This is a genomic window from Vibrio sp. 10N.222.46.A1, assembly GCF_041473595.1.
Lineage (GTDB): Bacteria > Pseudomonadota > Gammaproteobacteria > Enterobacterales > Vibrionaceae > Vibrio > Vibrio tasmaniensis_A.
Genome location: NZ_JBFRSN010000144.1, coordinates 1 through 5,312, shown reverse-complemented (window position 1 = coordinate 5,312; position 5,312 = coordinate 1). Strand labels below are relative to the sequence as shown.

The 5,312-nt window shown below is 41.6% G+C and carries 4 protein-coding genes; 2 read left to right on the top strand and 2 right to left on the bottom strand.

Annotated features, from left to right (window positions below; translation table 11 throughout):
* Window positions 1-900: 900 nt before the first annotated feature.
* On the bottom strand, window positions 901-1,068 hold the full coding sequence (locus AB4496_RS05200) for a hypothetical protein (RefSeq protein ID WP_371700257.1): 168 nt from the start codon (window positions 1,066-1,068) through the stop codon (window positions 901-903).
* A gap of 664 nt (window positions 1,069-1,732) precedes the next feature.
* On the opposite strand from AB4496_RS05200, the gene AB4496_RS05195 reads away from it, so the two are divergent.
* A complete protein-coding gene (locus tag AB4496_RS05195; protein ID WP_102258081.1) occupies window positions 1,733-2,980 on the top strand; it encodes a ParA family protein in 1,248 nt (415 codons plus the stop codon).
* Between the two features lies 1 nt (window position 2,981).
* A complete protein-coding gene (locus AB4496_RS05190; RefSeq protein WP_102258082.1) occupies window positions 2,982-3,935 on the top strand; it encodes a ParB family protein in 954 nt (317 codons plus the stop codon).
* A 191-nt stretch (window positions 3,936-4,126) separates the two neighbouring features.
* Here AB4496_RS05190 and AB4496_RS05185 read toward each other — a convergent pair whose 3' ends face one another.
* Window positions 4,127-5,173, bottom strand: a complete 1,047-nt coding sequence (locus AB4496_RS05185; protein ID WP_017099008.1) for a replication initiation protein — start codon at window positions 5,171-5,173, stop codon at window positions 4,127-4,129.
* Between the last annotated feature and the right edge of the window lie 139 nt (window positions 5,174-5,312).

The window sequence follows — 5,312 nt, the reverse complement described above, 5'->3', positions numbered from 1 at the left end:
GAATTAGAGAGAGTTGGGATTGAGTTTTGTTGCGCCATGAGAATTTCCTTTCTGTTTGAGTATCACTTTTCGGAGCCGCTTGGCTGTCCGCTCCTCAACATCGTTCTGCTTTGCAAGGGCGCACAGCGGCGAAGCCTCCCTTGAAAAACAGGTTGTGGGGAGAGACGGTTAACAGCCTGCGAACCCAAAAATGAGGCGAGTGAAAGAAATCGGCGCATAAGAAAACAAGCCCTTATTCGAACTTATTCAAAGACAGAGAGATCAACGAGGAGAGAGGACGAGGTGCCTCGAACGAAGAGAGAAGTGCCTTGGGTGATTGTTCTCAGGAACGTAGAAGCTCATCGAGCAGGCTCGATAAAGCAACTCAAGTTGTCGACAGAGGAGCAAAGCGAAGGAATAAACCGAGCGGAGTGATAACGACCAGATAAATGAACCATGACCTATGTCCTTATACAATTCATCTCACCTTTCTCTTTGAGAAAGCGTTCATACCTCCTTTTTACTGTGCCACGATCGAGTCCCAATACCTTTGCAGCATAAGTATAGTTTCCTAGGGAATGAATCATGCATTCATCCCCCCCCTCCACCGCTTTCATCACCACACTCATATCAGGATCCCTATTAGGACTGACATAAACCAAAAATCGAGCAGTAAGACATTCCCGAACTTTCAACAGATCGACTAGCATTTACTTTTCAGTCCTATGCAGTAGCAGATGAATAACTTCCTGATCATCAATATGACCCACTTCCACTCGATAGGCTCCTGTACCTTGGACTTTATCAATCAACGTATTTAATCGATGAGTTTTAACCTTCTTAGAAAAAGGTTTCATTTTCTAACATTGAGGCAAAACACTGCTGTTCAAAGAGAGCGGTCAACATGATGTAGAGCTCATCCTAATGAGTGAATTTGGCTTGATAACTGAGGTTAATTTCGTTCATTTGCCATAAATTTTCCTCTAGGTTGCCCTTGGCATTCCTGCCTATACTCAGCATGGTCTTCAGCTCTTTCTTACATTTAGAATATTGAGGCTGTTTTATCTTTGGCTTGATGAACTCTACCAAAAACTCATTTCTTTTTTGTGTAAGCCAATAGGCTTGGCTTTGGTCAAATGAATAATAAAGAGAGGGGAGGCGTTTGAAATCGTTTGGTCTATTGCTTGATAGTACTTTAAGTTAAGGCTCATGAATGGTCGCTAACTCTTATAATCCGGTGGAAGAACGTCCGAAGAGCCTGAGCTCAATGTAGTCAAGGTGATACAACCGCGCCCCAGCCCAAACATAATTAACAATTAAGGCGTGACTTGAACACGCTAAGAATAACAAGGTTAATCTCGTTATTTAAGTTTATTCAATACGTTGAAGAATCCTTTGGATTCAACCGTAAATAGAGCACCGACTATTACTGGTAGACCGCTATTAAAAGCGGACCTGCTTAAATTTCCCAACGCCGATAAGCAGATCGCTCTTTTAAAATCACGTCTAGTGCTCTCTCAAATGCGTACTTATTACCCTTAATTAAGTCTCGTGCACCACCACTGTTAAACCAGATGAAAGAATAATATTCAGAGTGATTTGATAAGGTTTTTTTGAAAACAACCCCCATTGTCCCCGTTTAGATACCCATCAAACTTAAACCTTTATTAATTAAAAATATTCTTTAAAGGTTTAATTTCCATCCTTAGTGCTTTATATTGGTTATATAAGATTAAGGCATTAAGGGCACCCAATGACCACCATCATCGATTCATTAGAACTTGTTTGTGAACGTATGCAGCAAGAGCAATCAGATCTGAAAGCCGTTATCAAAGAGCGTATGCAGATCAAAGTAACTGATACAGAAATTGAGGGGAGTGTTGATAGGCTTATCTATAATCACTCATTGAAGAAGAAAGAGCTTCAAGAGCTGTTTGGCTTATCTCGTGTGACCTTCAATTCTAGAATAGATGAAGCAACCGAGCAGGGCGTCGTTGGCGCTCCTATTATCCAAGGACGCACTCACCTGTATAATCGCTTCGACGTCGCCAATATGATGGAGTTCATGAACTTTCCTAAGTACAACCAGCGCTTTGAATCGACAACCGTTGTAGTGGAAAACCATAAAGGGGGCACTGGCAAATCCACCACGACAGTGACCCTAGCGACCACTGCTGCGCTTGATCTTAATCTTAATGCACGCTGCCTAGTGATAGATTTAGATCCCCAAGGCTCAACAGGCCAAAACCTGATTCATCAAGCCGACGATGAATCAGTCTACATGACAGCTGTTGATATCGCGCTAGCAGGCCAAGAGCCCGAAGGTGATTTTTCTCAATACCTTAATGACTACCGTTATGACGAGTTAGTTAAAGCGATTCCGTTTAAGACTCACCTCCCTAACTTAGATGTGATTCCTGCCTTCCCATCAGACGAACGCTTTGTCGATTCTTACTGGGGGCAAGATGAAATAGGTCAACGGAATTTGCTGAGTGTGTTGCGTGAAAAAATCTTACCCATACTTAAAGAAGAGTACGACCTAATCTTCATCGATACGCCCCCACAGAACTCTCCAATTCTCTGGGCAGTGAATGAGGCGGCTGATGCGGTCTTGATTCCAGTCACCCCACGAGAGTTTGATTTTGCCTCAACGAGTAACTACATGGCCACTATGCCAGGTACATTTAGAGCATTACCATCACAAGGAAAAAATTTAAAGTGGGCTAAATTGCTTCCAGTGAACTTCGATGAGAAGAGCGCTCATGAAGTTAAAGTGTTTGATAAATTGCTGCGTGCGGCGCAAGGGCATTTATTATCAACAGCGATCCGTCACTCTGAAGCGTTTGTCGCGGCTGCGGAAAGCAACCGTACAGTACTGGATATTCGAAAATCAGAGCAGATTTGTAGTGGTAAACAATTTGATTTAGCTATGACATCGGTGAATGCCGTGTACCACCAATTCATCACTGAAATTAAGCAGCTAGCAACAAAAGGGCTATAACATGTTACGACCTCAAGACAAGCGAACCGGCTTTAACCAAGGCAATCAATTAGGAAAACGAGTTAAAGCCGAACCCCCTAAAAAAACATTCACGTTTGCTAGCGGTAAAACAGCCACTGCAGAAAGAGTGGTGGTTAAATCAGATGAACTTGAAGTTAAAACTGCAATTCACCCTTTAAATCCACGTCGCCAAGATTCGCTTACGCTTGATGCTGTGCGTGATATATTACCAAGCGTTCAGGAAGAGGGCGTACATACTGAAGGCGTCGCGACCAAAGACGGGCAGGGCACTTACCAGTTACTTGATAGCTCACGTCGCCGTTTCACTTGCATCCATGCTAAAAAAGATTTACCTCTATGGGTTATTGAAGGGGAGATCGACCAAGCTGATTTGCTCGCTTTTATTCAAACTACTCAATCTGTAAAGCGCTTGTCTTACCGAGAATTGGGAGCTGATTACAAAAGCGTGATGCAAGCACAAGGCTTTACGAAGCTCGATGAACTAGCTGACTATCTGAATATTGGACGTGAAACTTGCCGAAAGCGCTTTGCTGCAGCATCAGTTGATCAGCGTTTGATTGAGGTCTTTCCTGATTGCGAAGGGATCCCAAATGGTTACTACGCTAAGCTGGCTAAAGTGGAAAAGCAGTTAGATAAAGAAGGTACTACAACGGCACATTTCATCAGTTCACTTAAGGTGGATGTAGATAATTTAGTCTCTGTAGAAGATAAACAAAAGCAAGTTCTTGCTCAGATGGAGTCGAAGCTTTTAAAGGGTAAAGATAAAATAAGCTGGAAGACTAAACCATTAGCGCTGTTCGATGACAAGAACAAGTATGCAAAGGTATCTCACAGCAGTGATAAGCGGGGGCTTAAGATTGAATTGAGTAGATTGCCCGTTGATGTGTATGACGATATCATACGGTTTGTTTCTGAAAAAGTGCAAGATAAGTAAATAACAACCCCGCCAATGAGCGGGGTTTTTAATGGGGACAATGGGGGTTGTTTTGCCCTATGAACAACAAACCACCTCATTATTTAGATGTCATAACAAAGTTGATGAATATAAAACTTGAGATCAGTATCACTGAAGGTAACAAATTTTTAGTGTTAGCTGCAAAACACTAAAAATCTGTTACCTGAAAATCATAATTCCATTAACTCTAACCTGTGATAGAAAATAGAATCAAACTGCATATCTGCAGGCATTACGATAATACCCATCCTAACACTTTCAATGGCGAGTTTATGGTGTTTACTTAACTCACCATTGACAGGGTATGAAAGTACAATATTAAAGGCTTCTTTTGCGAGTTTTAACATCGGGTTATCAGGTGCTAGCTCTTCAGCTAACTTTGCTCTTTCCAATGCCTCACCTTTATTGTCACTTTTTTGCTTCCATTGGAAAAGGAACTCAAGCGCAACAATACTCTTTCCTCGATAACGAGCTTTATAACCATACGATCCAGACTCTTCATCAACCAAAAAGCTTAGCTCTTTTCTCACTTCTTCGTTAGAAGCAAGCTCTTCGATTGGCTTACGAATACATCGTTCCATGAAGACCTTGTTGTTGGTGTAACTGGATTTGGTTAACTTCCCTTGCTCATCTAAGAGACCGAATAAACCATGTAATTGCGCTATCGATTGCTCATGCAACTTCATTCCAGGCTTTTTAAAGCGAGATAGAATAGTGTAAAGGCGCTTAGAATGTTCTGACTTCAAACTACGAAAAGATAAATGGTTAATTTGAGCGTGGCCAGCTGACTGAGCAAGATAAGCATCCATTAATTCAGCGTTAGGCACCATAATTAGCGCCCCTTTTTTATACGCAACTCGACTAAAAAGAGGCATAAAATCAAATTCTTGATCAGCATCGTTCATTAAGCCTACTTTGCGCGATGAGAGCCTTTTAGCCATAGGCTTTAATGTTGGATAAAGCTGCTTTGCTGAAAGACCAAACCACTCCTTTAACACTTCAGATTGAAACGTATATTCAGGTGCGTATACGTGTCGACCTTCCTGATACGCAACCCAATGGTCTTCGTGTAGTCGAGAGAGGAAGAGTGCAAATGTATCATGCTCTCTCGCCGTCAGTCCTAGCTGGCTAAAAACTAAAGCATGGCTTTTCTTAAAAAAGTCATTAGGCAATTCACGGTAGTCTTCAGTTGTGATCAACTGTCGATGGTCAGTCATAGTAATTAGTTTCAGGTAACAGATTATTAGTGTAGTACAAGGATAAGACTAAATTTCAGTAACCTCAAGAACGTAATTCACAATTTTAGACTAAATTCCTGTAACCTTAATAGAAATACTAAAATGAAACACTCAATAT

Excerpts from the sequence above, each read along its gene's own strand:
- AB4496_RS05195 (WP_102258081.1), top strand. The coding sequence starts at position 1,733 with ATGACCACCATCATCGATTCATTAGAACTTGTTTGTGAACGTATGCAG.
- AB4496_RS05190 (WP_102258082.1), top strand. The coding sequence starts at position 2,982 with ATGTTACGACCTCAAGACAAGCGAACCGGCTTTAACCAAGGCAATCAA.
- AB4496_RS05185 (WP_017099008.1), bottom strand. The coding sequence starts at position 5,173 with ATGACTGACCATCGACAGTTGATCACAACTGAAGACTACCGTGAATTG.